The 16,378-nt window shown below is 67.2% G+C and carries 16 protein-coding genes; 1 reads left to right on the top strand and 15 read right to left on the bottom strand.

Going from position 1 to position 16,378, the window contains the following annotated elements; translation table 11 throughout:
* Window positions 1-3: 3 nt before the first annotated feature.
* Window positions 4-912, top strand: coding sequence for an A/G-specific adenine glycosylase (locus P8192_RS01240; RefSeq protein WP_278157870.1), 909 nt, complete (start codon window positions 4-6; stop codon window positions 910-912).
* Between the two features lie 60 nt (window positions 913-972).
* Here P8192_RS01240 and P8192_RS01235 read toward each other — a convergent pair whose 3' ends face one another.
* The 15 genes from P8192_RS01235 to P8192_RS01165 form a co-directional block, all read right to left on the bottom strand.
* On the bottom strand, window positions 973-1,194 hold the full coding sequence (locus P8192_RS01235) for a CsbD family protein (RefSeq protein ID WP_270106623.1): 222 nt from the start codon (window positions 1,192-1,194) through the stop codon (window positions 973-975).
* A gap of 66 nt (window positions 1,195-1,260) precedes the next feature.
* Window positions 1,261-1,815, bottom strand: a complete 555-nt coding sequence (locus tag P8192_RS01230; protein ID WP_278157869.1) for an amino-acid N-acetyltransferase — start codon at window positions 1,813-1,815, stop codon at window positions 1,261-1,263.
* A gap of 92 nt (window positions 1,816-1,907) precedes the next feature.
* Window positions 1,908-2,087 carry an Rv0909 family putative TA system antitoxin gene (locus P8192_RS01225; RefSeq protein WP_278157868.1) on the bottom strand — a complete coding sequence of 60 codons (180 nt, stop codon included), beginning with the start codon at window positions 2,085-2,087 and terminating at the stop codon, window positions 1,908-1,910.
* A gap of 117 nt (window positions 2,088-2,204) precedes the next feature.
* Complete coding sequence (locus tag P8192_RS01220) at window positions 2,205-4,769, bottom strand: ATP-dependent Clp protease ATP-binding subunit (protein WP_278157867.1); 2,565 nt, start codon at window positions 4,767-4,769, stop codon at window positions 2,205-2,207.
* Window positions 4,770-4,852: 83 nt separating this feature from the next.
* Window positions 4,853-5,155, bottom strand: coding sequence for a histone-like nucleoid-structuring protein Lsr2 (locus P8192_RS01215; protein ID WP_278157866.1), 303 nt, complete (start codon window positions 5,153-5,155; stop codon window positions 4,853-4,855).
* A 104-nt stretch (window positions 5,156-5,259) separates the two neighbouring features.
* Window positions 5,260-5,448: a hypothetical protein gene (locus P8192_RS01210; RefSeq protein WP_278157865.1), complete on the bottom strand. Its 189-nt coding sequence runs from the start codon at window positions 5,446-5,448 to the stop codon at window positions 5,260-5,262.
* An 11-nt stretch (window positions 5,449-5,459) separates the two neighbouring features.
* Entirely contained in the window at window positions 5,460-6,962 is a 1,503-nt protein-coding gene (gene lysS / locus P8192_RS01205) for a lysine--tRNA ligase (RefSeq protein ID WP_278157864.1), read from the bottom strand.
* Between the two features lie 51 nt (window positions 6,963-7,013).
* Complete coding sequence (locus P8192_RS01200; protein ID WP_278157863.1) at window positions 7,014-9,005, bottom strand: M13 family metallopeptidase; 1,992 nt, start codon at window positions 9,003-9,005, stop codon at window positions 7,014-7,016.
* A gap of 235 nt (window positions 9,006-9,240) precedes the next feature.
* A complete protein-coding gene (locus tag P8192_RS01195; protein ID WP_278157862.1) occupies window positions 9,241-9,720 on the bottom strand; it encodes an SRPBCC family protein in 480 nt (159 codons plus the stop codon).
* A 77-nt stretch (window positions 9,721-9,797) separates the two neighbouring features.
* Window positions 9,798-10,709: a pantoate--beta-alanine ligase gene (gene panC, locus P8192_RS01190; RefSeq protein ID WP_270106632.1), complete on the bottom strand. Its 912-nt coding sequence runs from the start codon at window positions 10,707-10,709 to the stop codon at window positions 9,798-9,800.
* A 77-nt stretch (window positions 10,710-10,786) separates the two neighbouring features.
* Window positions 10,787-11,473 (bottom strand): fasciclin domain-containing protein, encoded by a 687-nt coding sequence (locus P8192_RS01185; protein ID WP_270106633.1) that lies wholly within the window; start codon window positions 11,471-11,473, stop codon window positions 10,787-10,789.
* 129 nt (window positions 11,474-11,602) lie between these two features.
* A complete protein-coding gene (locus tag P8192_RS01180; protein ID WP_278157861.1) occupies window positions 11,603-13,204 on the bottom strand; it encodes a molybdopterin-dependent oxidoreductase in 1,602 nt (533 codons plus the stop codon).
* Window positions 13,205-13,250: 46 nt separating this feature from the next.
* Window positions 13,251-14,198 carry a Rossmann-like and DUF2520 domain-containing protein gene (locus P8192_RS01175; protein WP_278157860.1) on the bottom strand — a complete coding sequence of 316 codons (948 nt, stop codon included), beginning with the start codon at window positions 14,196-14,198 and terminating at the stop codon, window positions 13,251-13,253.
* Window positions 14,195-15,772 (bottom strand): PH domain-containing protein, encoded by a 1,578-nt coding sequence (locus tag P8192_RS01170; protein WP_278157859.1) that lies wholly within the window; start codon window positions 15,770-15,772, stop codon window positions 14,195-14,197. Before P8192_RS01170 ends, P8192_RS01175 begins: the two co-directional genes overlap by 4 nt.
* Window positions 15,769-16,374: a PH domain-containing protein gene (locus P8192_RS01165; protein WP_347403418.1), complete on the bottom strand. Its 606-nt coding sequence runs from the start codon at window positions 16,372-16,374 to the stop codon at window positions 15,769-15,771. Before P8192_RS01165 ends, P8192_RS01170 begins: the two co-directional genes overlap by 4 nt.
* Between the last annotated feature and the right edge of the window lie 4 nt (window positions 16,375-16,378).

Here is a 16,378-nt window from a genome sequence, read left to right as displayed (position 1 = left end):
TCCATGCCGCAGACCCCCACCCCCACCGCCGTGGCGGATGCCCACACCCGCATCATCGGCTGGTTCGACGCGCACGCCCGAGACCTGCCGTGGCGCCGCGATGAGTGCACGCCCTGGGGAGTGATGGTCTCCGAGTTCATGCTGCAGCAGACTCCGGTGGCCCGGGTGTTGCCGGTGTGGACCGAGTGGATGCGGCGCTGGCCCACCCCGGCTGACCTCGCCGCGGAACCGTCCCCGGAGATTCTGCGCGCCTGGGGCCGGTTGGGCTATCCGCGCCGGGCCCTGCGCCTGCATGCCGCCGCCCAGACCATCATGGACGAGCACGACGGCGAGGTGCCGAACACTGCCGCCGAGCTGAAAGCGCTGCCCGGGGTGGGCGAGTACACCTCCGCTGCTATCGCTTGCTTTGCGTTCGACCAGCCCGAGGTCGTCGTCGATACGAATATTCGGCGGGTGCACGCCCGCGCGTTTTCTGGTCGGGCGCTGCCGGAAAAATCGCTCACGCGCGCCGAAATGTCTCTGGCTACCGAGCTGATGCCGGCCGATCCGGAGCAGGCGTGCCGGTGGAATGCGGCCACCATGGAGCTCGGCGCCCTGGTCTGCACCGCGCGGTCTCCGCAGTGTCGGGTCTGCCCGGTGTCTGCCTCCTGTGCCTGGCTCGTTGCGGGGTCTCCGGAAGCGCACTATCAGCCGAAGGGCCAGTCGTGGGCGGGCACCGACCGTCAGCTGCGCGGGGCGATCATGGCGCTGCTGCGCTCCCACGACGGCGGCACCGCGCTCACGGCGATCCGTCAGCGCGTCGAGGAATCGTTGAGTCCGGACGACGCGCAGTTCGACCGCTGTGTCAGCTCACTGGTGGCTGACGGGCTCGCCGAGCGCACCGGCGACGAGCTCTCGCTGCCGCGCAGTTAACGACCACGCTGCCCCGGCCAACGTCCGGGGCAGCGTGCAAGGGAGAGGATCCCGTAGAAACTAGTCCTTCTTGAAGGCGTCGTTGACCTTGCCCAGTGCCTCGTTCGCCTTGTCCTGAACGTTGTCTTTGAGGTCCTCGAAGGTGTTCTTCAGGCTGCCCTTGGCCTCGTCGGCCTTGCCCTCGTTCTTCAGGCTGTCGTTGTCGGTGGCTTCGCCGAAGGCCTGCTTGGCCTTGCCTTTGGCTTCTTCGGCAGAGTTGGAGAAACGGTCTCCGGTGCTCATGTGCAGTCCTCTCGGTATCACGGTTAGTGGGTGTCTCCCACGCTAGCGGTCGCCCCGAGACGCACCCTAGAGTTGAGACGCGGCGGACTCTTGACCTTTCGCCGCACGCCGGGCGGCCAGGTCAATAATCATCCGAGTGTTGCCCAGCGTATTGGGTTTCACCCGGGCCAGGTCGAGGAATTCGGCCACACCCTCATCAGCGGAGCGCAGCAGCTCGGAGTACACCTCGGGGTCGACGGCGTCTTGGTTGGCCATCACCGAGAACCCGTGACGGGTGAAGAATGCGGTTTCGAACGTCAGGCAGAACACCCGGGTCACTCCGAGGCGCTCGGCCCGGTCCAGCAGTTCCTCGAGCAGCAGCGAGCCCACCCCGCGCCCGCGGTGCGAGTCCGCTGTGGCCAGGGTGCGCACCTCGGCGATGTCTTCCCACATCACGTGCAGGGCACCGAACCCGGCGGTTTCCCCGGTGTCGGTGTCTTCGGCGATCAGGAATTCCTGGATCGACTCGTAGTAGGCCACCGCTTCCTTCTGGAGCAGTACGCGCTCTTGCGCCAGAGGGGCGACGACGTCGCGTATGTCGGCAACATCTTGGGTGCGTGCGGGGCGCAACTGAACGGGCACGGTGGCTTCTTTCTTGTCGTTAACGAGAAGCCCGCCGGAGTCTCCCCCGGCGGGCTTCGGTGTGTCAGCTCCGAGTCAGGCTCGGAGGGTGATCACTTGTTGTCGTTGTCGCCGCCCAGGAACTTCTCCTGAGCGCCGTCCACGGCGTTGTTGACCTTGTCGGCGTTGCCGCCCAGCTTATCGGAGTGCTGCTCCTGCGCGTTGTCGACAGCGTCGTTGACCTTGTCGCCGTGCTCGTTCTTCAGATCGTTCAGCTTATCTCCCAGGCCCATAGCGGCCTCCTTTCGGTCGGTTACAGCTTCCTCCGTCATAGTAAGACGACACGAGGCGAGGCTGTCCACCGGTGATCGTCGGTCGCCGCGGCTTCGAAGAAAACCGTCAGATTCCGTTCAGCTGGCGTTGGAGCCGGCAGCGGTTTCACTGTCGGTGGCGGCTTCGATCGCTTCGCGTTCCGGGGCGGCTTCGAGCAGGTCGCGCGACTGCGTCACGGTGAACGTCAGCTTCGCGTCCGCACCCTCGCCCTCCGTGGAGACGGCGATGTGGGAACCGGCCGGAATCTCTCCGAACAGGATCTTCTCCGAGAGCTGATCCTCCACCAGCTGCTGCACGGTCCGGCGCAGCGGGCGGGCGCCCATGGCCGGGTCGTAGCCGCGGTCGGCCAGCAGGTTCTTGGCGGCCTGATCGAGGTCGATCTTCAGGTCTTGCTCAGTCAGGCGCACCTGCAACCGGGCGATGAACAGGTCGACGATCGAGATGATCTCGTCCTTCGACAGCTGCGGGAAGACGATGACGTCGTCCACACGGTTGAGGAACTCGGGCCGGAAGTGCTGGCGCAGTTCCTGCTGGACCTTGCCCTTCATCCGGTCGTAGCCGGTCTCGGTGTCGGAAGCGGACTGGAAGCCGGTCATCACGGACTTGGAGATCTCGGAGGTGCCGAGGTTCGTCGTCATGATGATCACGGTGTTCTTGAAGTCCACCACGCGGCCCTGCGAGTCGGTCAGGCGCCCGTCTTCCAGGATCTGCAGCAGCGAGTTGAACAGGTCGGCGTGCGCCTTCTCGACCTCGTCGAAGAGCACGACGGAGAACGGCTTGCGACGGACCTTCTCGGTCAGCTGGCCGCCCTCTTCGTAGCCGACGTAGCCGGGAGGGGCACCGAAGAGCCGGGAGACGGTGTGCTTCTCCTGGAACTCGGACATATCGAGGGTGATCAGCGAGTCTTCATCACCGAACAGGAACTCGGCCAGCGCCTTGGCCAGCTCGGTCTTGCCCACACCGGTGGGGCCGGCGAAGATGAACGAGCCCGAGGGACGGTTCGGATCCTTCAGCCCGGCGCGGGTCCGGCGGATGGCCCGCGACAGCGACTTGATGGCCTCGTCCTGGCCGATCACGCGGCGGTGGAGCTCGGCCTCCATGTTGCGCAGGCGGTCGGTCTCCTCCTCGGTGAGCTTGAACACCGGGATGCCGGTGGACTTGGAGAGCACCTCGGCGATCAGGTCCTCGGTCACCTCGGCAATGCCCTCGGTGGCCTCCTTGCGCCAGGATGCCTCGCGCTCGTTACGCTCCTCGGTGAGCTTCTGCTCCTGGTCGCGCAGTGTGGCGGCACCTTCGAAGTCCTGATTGTCGATGGCGGCTTCCTTCTGGGAGCGCACCTCGGCGATCTTGGACTCGTACTCCTTGATTTCCGGCGGCGTGGACATTCGCTGGATGCGCAGCCGGGCGCCGGCCTCGTCGATGAGGTCCACCGCCTTGTCCGGCAGGAACCGGTCGGAGACGTAACGATCGGCTAGCGTGGCGGCGGCTTTGAGCGCCTCATCGGTGATGGACACCCGGTGGTGCGCTTCGTAGCGGTCACGCAGTCCGCGCAGGATCTCGGTGGTGTCTTCCACGGAGGGCTCGTTTACCTGGATCGGCTGGAAGCGGCGCTCCAGGGCGGCGTCCTTCTCGATGTGCTTGCGGTACTCGTCCAGCGTGGTCGCGCCGATGGTCTGCAGCTCTCCCCGAGCCAGCATGGGCTTCAAGATCGAGGCGGCATCGATCGCGCCCTCAGCGGCACCGGCCCCCACCAGGGTGTGGATCTCGTCGATGAACAGGATGATGTCACCGCGGGTGCGGATCTCCTTGAGTACCTTCTTCAGGCGTTCCTCGAAGTCACCGCGGTAGCGGGAACCGGCCACCAGGGAACCAAGGTCCAAGGTGTAGAGCTGCTTGTCCTTCAGCGTTTCCGGCACGTCCCCGCGCACGATGGACTGGGCAAGACCCTCGACGACGGCGGTTTTACCGACGCCGGGCTCACCGATGAGCACCGGGTTGTTCTTGGTGCGCCGCGAAAGCACCTGCATCACGCGCTCCATCTCGTGCTCGCGCCCGATCACCGGGTCGAGCTTGGATTCGCGGGCAGCGGCGGTCAGGTTGCGACCGAACTGGTCCAGCACGACCGAACCCGAGGGCGCACCCTCGGTCTGGCCACCTGAGGCCACCCCGGCGCCGGCGGTTTCCTTGCCGGAGCCGGATCCGCCCTGGTAGCCGGAGAGTAGCTGGATGACGGTCTGCCGCACGCGGTTCAGGTCGGCGTCGAGCTTGACTAGCACCTGTGCGGCCACGCCCTCGCCCTCACGGATGAGGCCAAGCAGGATGTGCTCGGTGCCAATGTAGTTGTGGCCGAGCTGCAACGCCTCGCGCAGGGACAGCTCCAGCACTTTCTTGGCGCGCGGGGTGAAGGGGATGTGACCGGAGGGGGTCTGCTGCCCCTGGCCGATAATCTCCTGGACCTGCTCGCGCACGGTTCCCAGGGAGATCCCCAGGGACTCCAGCGCCTTGGCGGCCACGCCGTCGCCTTCGTGAATCAGGCCGAGCAGGATGTGCTCGGTCCCGATGTAGCTGTGATTGAGCATGCGCGCCTCTTCTTGGGCGAGCACGACCACCCGCCGGGCACGGTCGGTGAATCTCTCAAACATGGGCACACTCCTTGATGAACGTCGACTTCGATCGTAACGAGAAATCGCGTGCTATCGAGGACTGTTCGCCAGCGGGAGAACGCCTACTTCTTGTGGGCGTTGCGATACGCTTCTTCGATGTCGCGATGCAGGCGACCCCGGCGCGAGACGGTGTAACCATTCTTGACGGCCCACTCGCGGATCTTCGCAGCCTCATTGGTGGGCGCCGGGGCCGGCACGGATTCGGCCTTCTTGATGTAGGGCTTCAGCAGAGCACGCAGCTCACGAGCATTGTCCGAGGACAAATCGATCTGGTAATGCCGACCGTCAAAGGAGAAGGCAATCGTCTCGTCGGCGGTCGATCCATCCAGATCATCAACGAGGATAATCTCGGTTCTACGTGCCATGGTTTTCCCTCCAGGGAATAGAAACGGGCTTTAAACCCATTCTAATCGCATGACGACCATCATAGTCAAAGACTATTCTGTTGAGCCTGAATTTCGTCGCGTATTCAGCTGTCTCCAATATCTTCGCGACGGCGAGACGCCGCCCACAGCTGCGCTTCCTGCTCTTCGGCGCGGGCGCGAGCGGAACGCTCTCCGGCGTCACCACGAAACAGTGACCGCATGGCGAACCAGAAGATCAGCCCCACCCCGATGGAGGGGGCTAACACGGAAAAGTACTCCCAGAAAAGATCCATGGAGTCTCCTTTCAGGCTTCCGGCTTCAGCAGCGGGAAAAGAATAGTTTCACGAATTCCGGCCCCGGTGAAGAGCATGACCAGCCGGTCGATACCCAGGCCGATGCCACCCATCGGCGGGGCGCCGTATTCCAGCGCCCGCAGGAAATCTTCGTCCAGCTGCATGGCTTCGTCGTCGCCGGCCGCAGCGTGGCGGGACTGCTCGGTGAGCCGCTCGCGCTGGATGACAGGGTCGATCAGCTCGGTGAATGCGGTACCGCGTTCCATGCCGCCGATGATGAGATCCCAGGCCTCGATGACGCCGGGACGATCGCGGTGCGGACGGGCCAACGGCTGAGCAGCGGGCGGATAGTTGTAGACGAAGGTGGGGTTCAGCAGGGTGGGCTCGACGATCTCGCCGAACAACTCGATCACCAGCTTCTCGGCACCCCAGTTCTCGTCCACGGAGACGCCGTGCTCGGCGGCGACCGCGCGCAAGGTCTCGACGTCGGTGTCCGGGGTGATCTGCCGCCCCACGGCCTCGGAGAGACCGGGGTAGACCTCCACCCAGGCCCATTCGCCGTCCAGATCGATGGTGCCGGCCTCGGTCTCGATCTGGTGCGGGGCGCCGATAGCGTCGGCGGCGTTGAGGATCATCTCCTGCATGCGCTCCGCCATCACGTACATGTCCGCCCACGCCTCATAGGACTCCAGGGTGGTGAACTCCGGGGAGTGGGTGGAGTCCACGCCCTCATTGCGGAAGACGCGGCCGATCTCGAAGACCCGGTCGATCCCGCCCACCACACAGCGCTTCAGGTACAGCTCGGTGGCGATACGCAGGGTCATCGGCTGGTCGAAAGCGTTCAGGTGGGTTTCGAAGGGCCGGGCCTGAGCGCCGCCGTGGATGAGCTGCAGCATCGGGGTCTCGACCTCGACGTAGTCGTGCGAGTCCAGGGTGGCGCGGATGGAGCGGATGATCGCAGCCCGGGTGTGCACCATCTGCCGGGCCTCGGGGCGCACGATCAGATCGGCGTAGCGCTGGCGGACCCGGGTCTCCTCGTTGAGGTCGGCGTGCAGCACGGGCAGCGGGCGCAGCGCTTTGGAAGCCATCTGCCAGGAGTGGGCCATGATGGACAGCTCGCCGCGGCGCGAGGAGATGACCTCACCGGTGACGGCGATGTGATCGCCCAGGTCAACCAGGTGCTTGAAGGAGGCCAGGGATTCCTCGCCCACGTTCGCCAGGGAGAGCATGATCTGCAGGCGCACCCCGGCGCCATCGTGACCACCCTCTTGCAGGGTGGCGAAGCAGAGTTTGCCGGTGTTGCGCTGGAACACCACGCGCCCGGTGACGGAGACGGTGTCACCAGTTTCCGCACCCGGTTCGAGGTCCGGGTAGGCGTCGCGGACCTGCTGCAGAGAGTGGGTGCGAGCCACCTGCGCGGGGTAGGCTTCGCCGCCCTCGATCAGTTCGGCGCGCTTGGCCTGGCGGACCAGTCGCTGGTCGCGGGAGTTCGGTTCAGAAGTCTGGGTGCTCACAGCGCACCAGTCTACCGATTCTTACCGTCGGCCACCCCCGCGCGTCGGGGACTACCAGATGGTGACGCGGTCCTCGGCGTCGAGCCACATGGCGTCGCCCGGTTCGGTGCCGAACGCCGCGTGGAACGCATCGAGGTTCTTGACCACTTGGTTGCAGCGGAACTCGTTGGGTGAGTGTGGGTCGGAGGCGATGCGGGTAATCATGGTTTCGCGCCGGGTGAGCTGGCGCCAGACGGTGGCCCAGGAGGCGAAGAACTCGCGGTCGACGTCGGAATCCTGCTGCTGGTGTTCCTCCAGGTAGATGGCCAGTGCCTGGTGGGCGATGCCGAGGCCGCCCAGGTCGCCGATGTTTTCACCCAGGGTGAGCTCGCCGTTGACCGGGTGCTCGGGCGCGACATCGGGAGCCAGTGCAGAGTACTGTTCGACCAGCTTGGCGGTCCGGGTAGAAAAGGCTTCGCGGTCTTCGGCGGTCCACCAGTCACGCAGGGAACCGTCGCCGGCGTACTGGGAGCCCTGGTCGTCAAAACCGTGGCCGATCTCGTGACCGATGACCGCACCGATGCCGCCAAAGTTCTGGGCAGGCGAGGCGTCCGGGTCAAAGAACGGGGGCTGCAGGATCGCGGCGGGGAACACGATGGCGTTCTCCAGCGGTGAGTAGTAGGCGTTCACCGTCTGCGGGGACATGTGCCATTCTTCCGGGTCGGGCCCGGTTTCGATCTTGGACAGGTCGCGCTCGAAGGCGAACTCGGAGGCGGCAAACACCGAACCCATCAGGTCCTTCGGGTCCACCTCGAGGCTGAAGTAGTCGATCCACTTCACCGGGTAGCCGACCATCGGGTTGAACAGGGAGAGCTTCTCCAGGGCGCGCTGCCGGGTCTCCTCCCCCATCCACTCCAGCGAGGAGATGGACCGTCGATACGCCTCGAGCAGCGTGGAGACCAGCTCGTCCATGGATGCCTTGTGTTCCTCCGGGAAGTGACGAGCCACGTAGAGCCGGCCGACGTCTTCGCCCACCGCACCGTTGACGAAGCTGACCGCCCGCTTCCAGCGCGGACGCACTTCCTCGGTGCCGGCGATTTTCCGCCCGTAGAACTCGAAGTTCTCGGTGACGAACGCCTCGGTGAGGTACGGGGCTGCGGAGCGGAGCAGCTGCAGCTGCAGCCACCGCTTCCAGGTGGCCAGCGGGGCCTCGGTGAGCAGGCGCTGGATGCCGGAGAGGAAGTCGGGCTGCCAGACGACCACCTCGGCGGACCGGTTCTCGGCGTCGCCAATAATTCCCGACAACCACGAGGTGACCAGGGGGAACAGCTCCACCAGCTCGTCCCGGGTGAGCAGGTTGTAGCGCTTGACGGCGTCGCGGCAGGTCACCACGTCCCAGTGCACGCCGGCGATCTGGGTTTCCAAGTCGACGACGTCGTCCGCGTCGCGCCGGGTCTGCTGGGGGTCGCCGCCGATGCCGGCCAGACCAAACAGATTGGCCACGTGCTGGCGGTAATCGGCGAGGATCTCGGCGAAGGATTCTTCGCGGTAGTAGGACTCGTCGGGCAGGCCGAGGCCGTCCTGAAGCAGGTGGAGCAGCATGCGCTCGGGGTTGCCAGCGTCGTTGAGCGCACCGGTGGCGATGAGCCCGGAGACGCCGGAGCGCTGCAGGGTGGCGGAGAGTTCGAGTAGCTCATCCACGCTGGATACGCCCTCGATCTGGGAGAGCTCGGCGATGATGGGTTCCAGGCCGTGACGCTCGATGCGCTCGGTGTCCATGAACGCGGTGTAAAGGGCGCCGATGCGGGCGGTGGCGCCGTCGTCGTCGTGTCCTGCCGTGAACGCGGAACCATTCTCGGCGAGCTGGCCGCTGACGGTTCCCTCGCTGAGGGCGTCCGCGGCGTCGGAGGCAATGGAGTGGACCGCTTCTTCGGCGGCGTCGCGCAACTCCATGAACGCACCGTAGGCGCCCTGGTCGGCCGGGATCTCGTGTGAATCGAGCCACTCCCCGTTGATGTGACGGTAGAGGTCGTCGCGGGGCGAGGGCTGAGTGGATGCGGACACACGGACTCCTGGGGCGTCGGGGTGGGCGCGGTCGCACGGAAGGCGGGCCCAGTTGCGTAAGGTGTGCTCTCCAACCTACCCGAAGTTCCGGCCCGCCGGCAGGAGGGTGTTGGTGTGGCAACGGGCTCGGGTCCCGGACCCGAAACCACAGATTCATCGCTTTCAGACAAGAACCGGCGTTTTTCCGGCCATTCTGTCTGTAAAGCGATGAATCTGCGTCGTGGGTGGGGGCGCCTTAGCCCAGCAACGCGGCGAGGCGAGCGAGCGAGCCTTCCAGTTGCTCCTCGTCGAAGAGCGGGAACAGATTCTTGGCCAACAGGTCCGGGTCGGTGACGTCACTCCAGTCGTAGGTGAGGCTGACGCGCGTGGAGTTCTGGTCGAGCGGCTCCAGCGTGTAGACCCACTGCCAACCGGGAGGCTGGGTGCCGGCAGGAGCGGTCTTCCAGCCCACCAGCTTGTTCTCGTCATAGGCGACGACGTGGTTGTCGGTCTGGTAGTCGCCACCCATGTGGTCGCCGTTCATATTCATCCGGAAAACGTCGCCCACCTGCTGGATGCGGTCGGTGTGGTCTTCGGAGACGACGGTGCCGGAACCGTCGATTTTCGCGTGGTTGTCCGGCAGAGTCAGGACCTCGAAGATGTCCTTCGCCGGAGCGTCGATGGTGCGGGTTACGGTGATTTTGGTGTCGCCTTGTGCGGTTTGATTTGTGCTCATGGTTCACACGCTAGGGGCAACCCCGGGGGTCGACGCAAGGGGTGATGCCCGGAGAAGTGCGCGGCGGGGCAGCGGGGTCAACCGGCGGGGAGGACCATGTTGTCGATGAGGCGGACCGGCGGCACGACGGCGGCCACCAGGGCGAGCGCGTCGCGACTCAGGGGTGCGCGAAGTTCGGCGGCCGACAGCGGCACGAGCGTGGCCGGGTCCACCACCTCCAGATAGTCCAGCGTGACGGTGGCGTCGTCGTCAATCATTTTGCGCGCCGTGTGCACATCGATCGGCTCCCCGGACACCGCCTGCTCGCGCAGGGTGGACAGCGCGGCGGAGAGGATCAGCGCCTTGTCCATGCCGTGGTCGTCGAGGCGGCGGTTGCGCGAAGACAGGGCGAGGCCGGAGGGGGCGCGAACGAGGTCGACGGGGCGGATCTCGACCGGGATGTTCAGGTCGGCGGCCGTGCGGGTGAGGATGGCCAGCTGCTGGGCGTCCTTGCGGCCGAAATAGCTACGGAGCGTGGCCGGGGCCGGCGGCATCAAGGTGTTCCAGAGTTTGGTGACCACGGTGCAGACGCCATCGAAGTGGCCGGGCCGGGAGGCGCCCTCGAATACGGTGCCCATGGAGCCGGAGGAGACGGTGATCTGCGGGACGTCGCCGAACGCGCGGTAGCCGGGGTACATTTCGGCGGTGTCGGGAGCGAACACGATGACCGGGCGGTCGGGCACGTGCTCGGCGATGAGCGCCACGTCTTCGTTGAGGGTGCGCGGATAGTGGGCGAAATCGTCCGGATCCTCGAACTGCAACGGGTTGACGAACACGGACACGACGACGACGTCGTTCTCCTCGCGCGCCTGGGCCAGCAGGGCGCCGTGGCCGGCATGCAGTGCGCCCATGGTGGGCACCAGGCCGACGCGGGGTGCCAAGTGGGTGAGGTCAGCGGTGGCGGCGGTGATGGCGGCGCGGGCCTCGGCCACGGTACGAGTCAGGATCATGCCAGACAGTCTAAAACGGGGACGCCCCGACCGTGATGGTGACGGTCGGGGCGTCCCCGCTTCGAGCTCGGGCCCGGTCACATTCCGGGCATGAGCACGCCGTCGACCATGTAGACGGTGGCGTTGGCGGTGGTCACGCCGCCGCACACCAGGCCGGCGTCGTCGAACATCATCTCCTCGCCCTCGCCGGTGATGGTGACGGTCTCGCCCTGGACGGTCTCGTGCTCGCCGACGATCTCGTCCGGGCTTAGCTGACCGGGGATCACGTGGTAGGTCAGCACTTCGGTGAGCATGTCGGCGTCCTCGACCACGGCGTTGAGGTCCGCTTCGGGGATGGCCTCGAAGGCGTCATCGATCGGGGCGATCACCGTGAACTCGTCGCCGTTGAGGGTGTCAACCAGGTCGACGTCGGGGTTGAGCTCACCGGAAACGGCGGCGGTCAGGGTGGTTAGCATCGGGTTGTTCGAGGCGGCCACGGCCACCGGATCCTGGGCCATGCCCTCCACGGAGCCGTCACCATCGGGCACCTGCTCCGCGTAGGCCGAACAGCCGGAGCCCACGAGGTTGGCGCCGGCGTCGGCGGACTCCTCGGATTCCTCCATCGAGCCCTCGGTTTCCTCGGCCGACGGGTCCATGGTGGCTTCCATGGTGGTCTCCGGCGACTCCGTCTCCTCCGGGGAGTCGCTGCAGGCGCTCAGGCCGAGCAGGCCGATCGTGGCGATGCCGAGTGCTGCGGAGGCTTTCATTCCGAAACGTGCGTTCATGATCGTTCTCCTTGTTCGGCGGGTCGGCAATGCACCGTGTGGTGAGGGCCGTTTCGCGCTCTGCGATATCCCGCTGTGTACTGATGGTTCGGAGCCGGGGGTGAGCTGGATGACACTTTTTCGGATTTTTTACTCGGCCCGGAATTCGACGCGATGGTGACCGGTGGCGGAGTTGGGAATAGGATCCCGACGCTCGGCGGTCTGGACGGTGCCGTCGCGTCCGATGGCGCGGACAGTGAGCGCGTGTCGACCCGCTTCCACGGGCACGGCGAGGCGCCACTGCCGCCACGTGTCCACGTTGACCTCGGCGCCCAGTTCGGCATCGGTCCAGTCGCCGTCGTCGAGACGCACCTGCACGGAGGCGATGCCCACGCCCTGGGACCAGGCGGAGCCGGCGACGATGATGTCTCCGGCGTCGACGACGTCGAGTCCGCCCGGCACATCGATCCGCGAGGACACCAGGATCGGCGCCCGGGCGTCCCAGCCGCGGCGGGTCCAGTACGCCTCGGCCCGGTCAAAGCGGGTGACCTCGATGCGGGTGACCCATTTGGTGGCGGAGACGAAACCGTAGAGCCCGGGGACGATGAGGCGCACCGGGTAGCCGTGCTCGGCGGTCAGTGGCTCACCGTTCATGCCGATGGCGACCAGGGAGGCACGGTCATCGGTCATCGCCTCGAGCGGGGTGGACGCGGTGAACCCGTCGACGGAGTGCGAGAGCACCATGTCGGCCTCCGGGTGGGGGCGGGCGCGGGCCAGCAGGGTGCGCACCGGTAGCCCGGTCCAGACGCCGGTGCCCAGCAGGTCCCCGCCCACCGGGTTGGACACGCAGGTCAGGGTGATGCGGTGTTCCTCCAGCGGCTCCTCGAGCAGTTCGGCGAAGCTCAGCGTGAAGGGCTCTTCGACCAGTCCGTCCACGCGCAGTTCCCAGGTCTCGGAGTCGACGGCGGGCGGGACCAGGGCGGTGTCGATGCGGTACAGATCGGCCTGGGCGGTGGTGAAGGGCGCGACACCATCGACGCCGACCTCGGCGGCGGCGGGCACGGCAGCTGCGGTGACCACCGGGGTGGGGAGCACGAAGCGGCGGGCGGCATCCACCGCGCCCCGGCCGACGGTGGCCACGGTCTGGCCAACGGCGAGGCCGGCGGTGCCGATCAGGGCGGAGGCGCCGGCGAGGATCAGTACGGTGCGGCGCCGGAGTCCGGGCTCGGGTGGTTCTGTGGGATCTGCGGGTGCGGGCTCAGCGGGTTCGAGGCCGGCGTCGCGGGACTTCCGGGGCTTTCGGGGGATCCCGAGCGCGAGCACAGCGGCGCCGAGGAACACGCCGAGTACCGCGGCGATGAGGTCGCGGGGGCCGGATTCCGGGCGCAGTGCGACGAGTGCCACCAGCCCGGCCCCGATGAGGGCGAAGACGGTCACGGCGGTGCGCCGTCGTCGATGCAGCAGCCCACCAAGCACCCCGCCCAACACCAGCCCGCCCGCGCCCACCGAAAGAATCAGCACGATCTTGTCTGCCTCGCCGAAGAGGTCGATCGCGAGCTTGACCAGGTCGGAGGGCAACAAGCGGATCAGGAGCAGGCCCACCGCGGTCAGCGGCGATGTCGTGCCGCCCAGCACCCGGGTGAGAGCGTCGGCGGCGCCGAAGAGCAGGAGCACGGCGGCCATACCGAGGAGCACTCCGCGGGTGCGGGGCCCGAATCCGACGGTGAATCTGCGTTGCTGGTGCTGTCCCATACTCCTGGTTCGGAGCGGATGGGTCAGCGGATGGGTTAACGGGCGGTCAGCTCAGCAGTTCGCGCAGGCTCCGGTAGGCGGGCTCGGGCAGGACGCCGCGGGCGTGGGCGCGTTCTGCGGTGGCGAGGCTGAGCGCACGGTAGGTGTCCAGCAGGTCCGCGGCGTCCGGGTCGTCGTCGACGAGGGTGGTGAGCACCGCCAGGTGGCGGGCAACGGTGCCGACGTCGCCGCGGGCCACGGGGCCGGTGAGGGCGGCGTCGCCGTCGATAAGCGAATTCTCCAGGGCGGCGTGCATCAGGTTCGACAGCATGCGCTCGGGGGCGGTGACGCCGATGTGCTCGAGCAACTGGCGGGACTGGGCGGTGAGGGTGACCAGGTGGTTCGAGGCGTGTGCCAGGGCCGCATGGTAGGTGGGTCGGTCGGCCTCGGCGATCGGCACGGGTTCCCCGCCCATCTCGACGACGAGCGCCTGGGCGATGGGTAGCACCACCGGGTCGGCGGTGACCCCGAAAGCGCAGTCCTGCAGCCGGGCGAGGTCGAGGCTGAGCCCGGTAAAAGTCATGGCCGGGTGCAGGGCGAGCGGGATGGCGCCGTGGGCGCGGACCGGGTTCATCACGGCGGTGCCGAAGCGCCCGGAGGTGTGCACGAGCAGGTGGCCGGTGACGATGTGCCCGGCGTCGGCGAGCCCGGTGATCAGTTCGGGCAGCACGTCGTCGGGCACCGCGAAGAGCACCATCTCGGAGCGGCGGAGGATCTCGGGGATTTCCAGCACCGGCACCTCGGGCAGCAGGGCCTCGGCGCGCGTGCGGGAGGCCTCGGAGACGGCGTGCACCCCGGTGAGGGCGTGGCCGGCGTTGCGCAGGGCGGCCCCGAGCACCGCGCCCACCCGTCCGGCGCCGATCACCCCGATGCCGAGGCGGCCGGGGCGGGAGTCTGCGTTGGACAGCCGGGGCACAGCGCCCACGTCGCCGGTGGCCGGTTCGTCCACACTCATGCGGACTCCAGGGCGCGGCGGGCTTCTTCGGTGCGCCGATCGAACTGCTGGAGCTCCTCGGGCATCATCCACTGGTTGCGGTCGGCGATGCGACGCGACACCGCGGCAATGTCCGCTTCGTGGAAGAACAGCTGGCTGGCCACGGCGGCGTCCACGTGGTTCAGCCGCATGGTCGCCGGGCCGGCGGGGGTGTGCAGGTGCACATTGACCACGCCGAGACGCCGCTCGATGGGTCCCTGGCTGACCTGGGCGGACTGGATGCGCTCGTGCGACATCAGGCACAGGTACCGGGTGAGCCGGCCGGTGCGGAACAGGACGAGGGTGGGGGTGACGGCGAAGCCCTGACGGCGCCAGGTCAGCGGGTCGAGCACGCGCATCCGCCGCGGGGTGGTCACGAAACCGTGGGCCGAGCCGGTGCCGGTGAGACCGGCCTGAATGAGTTCGCGGGCGTTTGCGGTGCCGGGGTCGGGTGCGATCACGGTGAGCACGCGGAGCACGTCGTCGAAGGTCCCGACTGGCAGCACCACGTCTTTGCCATCAGTGGTCATGCCGTAGCCGGCCACGGTGACGCGCACTCGGTACCAACCGAACGGGCGCCACAGCAGCGACTGGCTGATCAGGATGGACTGCACGCGGCCCGGGGGCACGGTTTGTTGCCGGGTTTCAAGCAACCCGGAGCGCAGGCGCAACCCGTTCGGGGAGGTGGACACCGTGAAGTTGTAGTTGCGCGAGAACGGGGACCAGACCCCGGCCACCGCGGCGACCACGATCGGAATGGCGGCGGCGAACGAGGGCAGCCCGGTGATGACCTCTTCGCCCAGGGAGCGGGCCACGAGGATCCCGGCCACGAGAATGACCACCAGCACCACGATCGTGATGAAGGCCGTGAGCAGGATCGACCAGACCAGGCGGCCGGTGGGCACGGTGAGCATGGTCTGTTCGGGGGCGGGTTCCTCGTGCGCGCCACTGAGCCCGGTCTCGTCGTTCGGTGATGCGATATGGCTCGTCAGGTCCTCGCTGACGGGCCATATCGCATCACTGAACTCGGACCCCGCCGGTTTCTGCACACCGGCGGCGCGCTGCAGAATGTCCACGCGCAACTGTTCGGCCTCGGCCCCGCGAATGAACGCCAGAGTCATCGCGGCAGACCCGCCACCGTCGGCCGCCTCAAAGCTCAGCTCGGCGAGCCCGAAAATCCGGGCGAGCAGGGGACGTTTGATGTCGATGGCCTGCACCCGGTCCAGCCGCACGTGGCGTTGCTGGCGGAAAATCCATCCGGAGTGCACCTGCACCATCTCCTCGGTGATCCGGTACCGGTAGAACCGCCAGGACAGGTAGAACCCGCCCACCATGAGCAGCAGCACCGCCACCACCGCACCCGCGGTGATCAGCAGGGCGGCGGACTGCAGGTCAAGCCCGTCCTCCACCACCACGGAGTAGAACTCGTCGGTGAACTGGGTGCCAATGACGGCGATGATCGCCACCAGGGTGAGCCAGGAGCGCACCACCGGAGAGATGGGGTGCACCCGGTGCCAGTCGCCGTCCGCATGGTTCAGCGTGGTCGCGGGGCTCACAGTCCGGCCAATCGTGCCTGGCCGCGCGCGGTGAGCTGTTCGCGCAGGCGCTCGGCCTCGTCCTGGGGCACGCCGGTGAGCTCGCCGGAGGTGTCGGAGGCGGCGGTGCTGATTTTCAGGGTGCGTAAGCCGAAGCCGCGCTGGAGCGGGCCGTCGGAGACGTCGAGGTACTGCAGCCGCCCGTACGGGATCGCCACCACCTCGCGGAAGAGGATGCCGCGTTTGATAAGGAAGTCGTCTTCGCGTTCGGCGTAGCCCATGGCGCGGACCTGCCGCGGAACGATGCACAGCTCGACGATCCCGAACAGCAGGGAGGCGGCGGGCAGGCCCCAGGCGGTCCAGCCCCAGAGCCCAGGCCAGACGCCGGCGAGCTTGAGGATCAGCGGAATGGCCAGAATCGCGGTCCATACGAGGGTGGAGATCCCGCCGGTAATCAGGCGCAGCGGCACCAGTTTCGGGGAGACCGGCCGCCAATCCACGCGGCTGTCGTCGAGGCCGCGGGCCGTGCCGGCATCGGGGTCGGACCATGCTGGCGGTTCGACGGCCTGCGGCGTGGGCGGAGTCTCCGGGGTGGGAGGAGCCTCGGGGGCCGGCTGATCCATCGTT

The organism is Citricoccus muralis, from assembly GCF_029637705.1.
Lineage (GTDB): Bacteria > Actinomycetota > Actinomycetes > Actinomycetales > Micrococcaceae > CmP2.
Note: the sequence above shows the minus strand (reverse complement) of the source record. Positions and strands in the feature narration are given on the sequence as shown.

Bases quoted from the DNA above. Each gene is read 5' to 3' on its own strand.
- P8192_RS01195 (WP_278157862.1), bottom strand. From the start codon at position 9,720: ATGAGCACAAATCAAACCGCACAAGGCGACACCAAAATCACCGTAACC.
- P8192_RS01215 (WP_278157866.1), bottom strand. From the start codon at position 5,155: ATGGCACGTAGAACCGAGATTATCCTCGTTGATGATCTGGATGGATCG.
- P8192_RS01220 (WP_278157867.1), bottom strand. From the start codon at position 4,769: ATGTTTGAGAGATTCACCGACCGTGCCCGGCGGGTGGTCGTGCTCGCC.
- P8192_RS01185 (WP_270106633.1), bottom strand. From the start codon at position 11,473: ATGAACGCACGTTTCGGAATGAAAGCCTCCGCAGCACTCGGCATCGCC.
- P8192_RS01240 (WP_278157870.1), top strand. From the start codon at position 4: ATGCCGCAGACCCCCACCCCCACCGCCGTGGCGGATGCCCACACCCGC.
- P8192_RS01175 (WP_278157860.1), bottom strand. From the start codon at position 14,198: ATGAGTGTGGACGAACCGGCCACCGGCGACGTGGGCGCTGTGCCCCGG.
- P8192_RS01235 (WP_270106623.1), bottom strand. From the start codon at position 1,194: ATGAGCACCGGAGACCGTTTCTCCAACTCTGCCGAAGAAGCCAAAGGC.
- P8192_RS01210 (WP_278157865.1), bottom strand. From the start codon at position 5,448: ATGGATCTTTTCTGGGAGTACTTTTCCGTGTTAGCCCCCTCCATCGGG.
- panC (WP_270106632.1), bottom strand. From the start codon at position 10,709: ATGATCCTGACTCGTACCGTGGCCGAGGCCCGCGCCGCCATCACCGCC.
- P8192_RS01180 (WP_278157861.1), bottom strand. From the start codon at position 13,204: ATGGGACAGCACCAGCAACGCAGATTCACCGTCGGATTCGGGCCCCGC.
- P8192_RS01225 (WP_278157868.1), bottom strand. From the start codon at position 2,087: ATGGGCCTGGGAGATAAGCTGAACGATCTGAAGAACGAGCACGGCGAC.
- P8192_RS01165 (WP_347403418.1), bottom strand. From the start codon at position 16,374: ATGGATCAGCCGGCCCCCGAGGCTCCTCCCACCCCGGAGACTCCGCCC.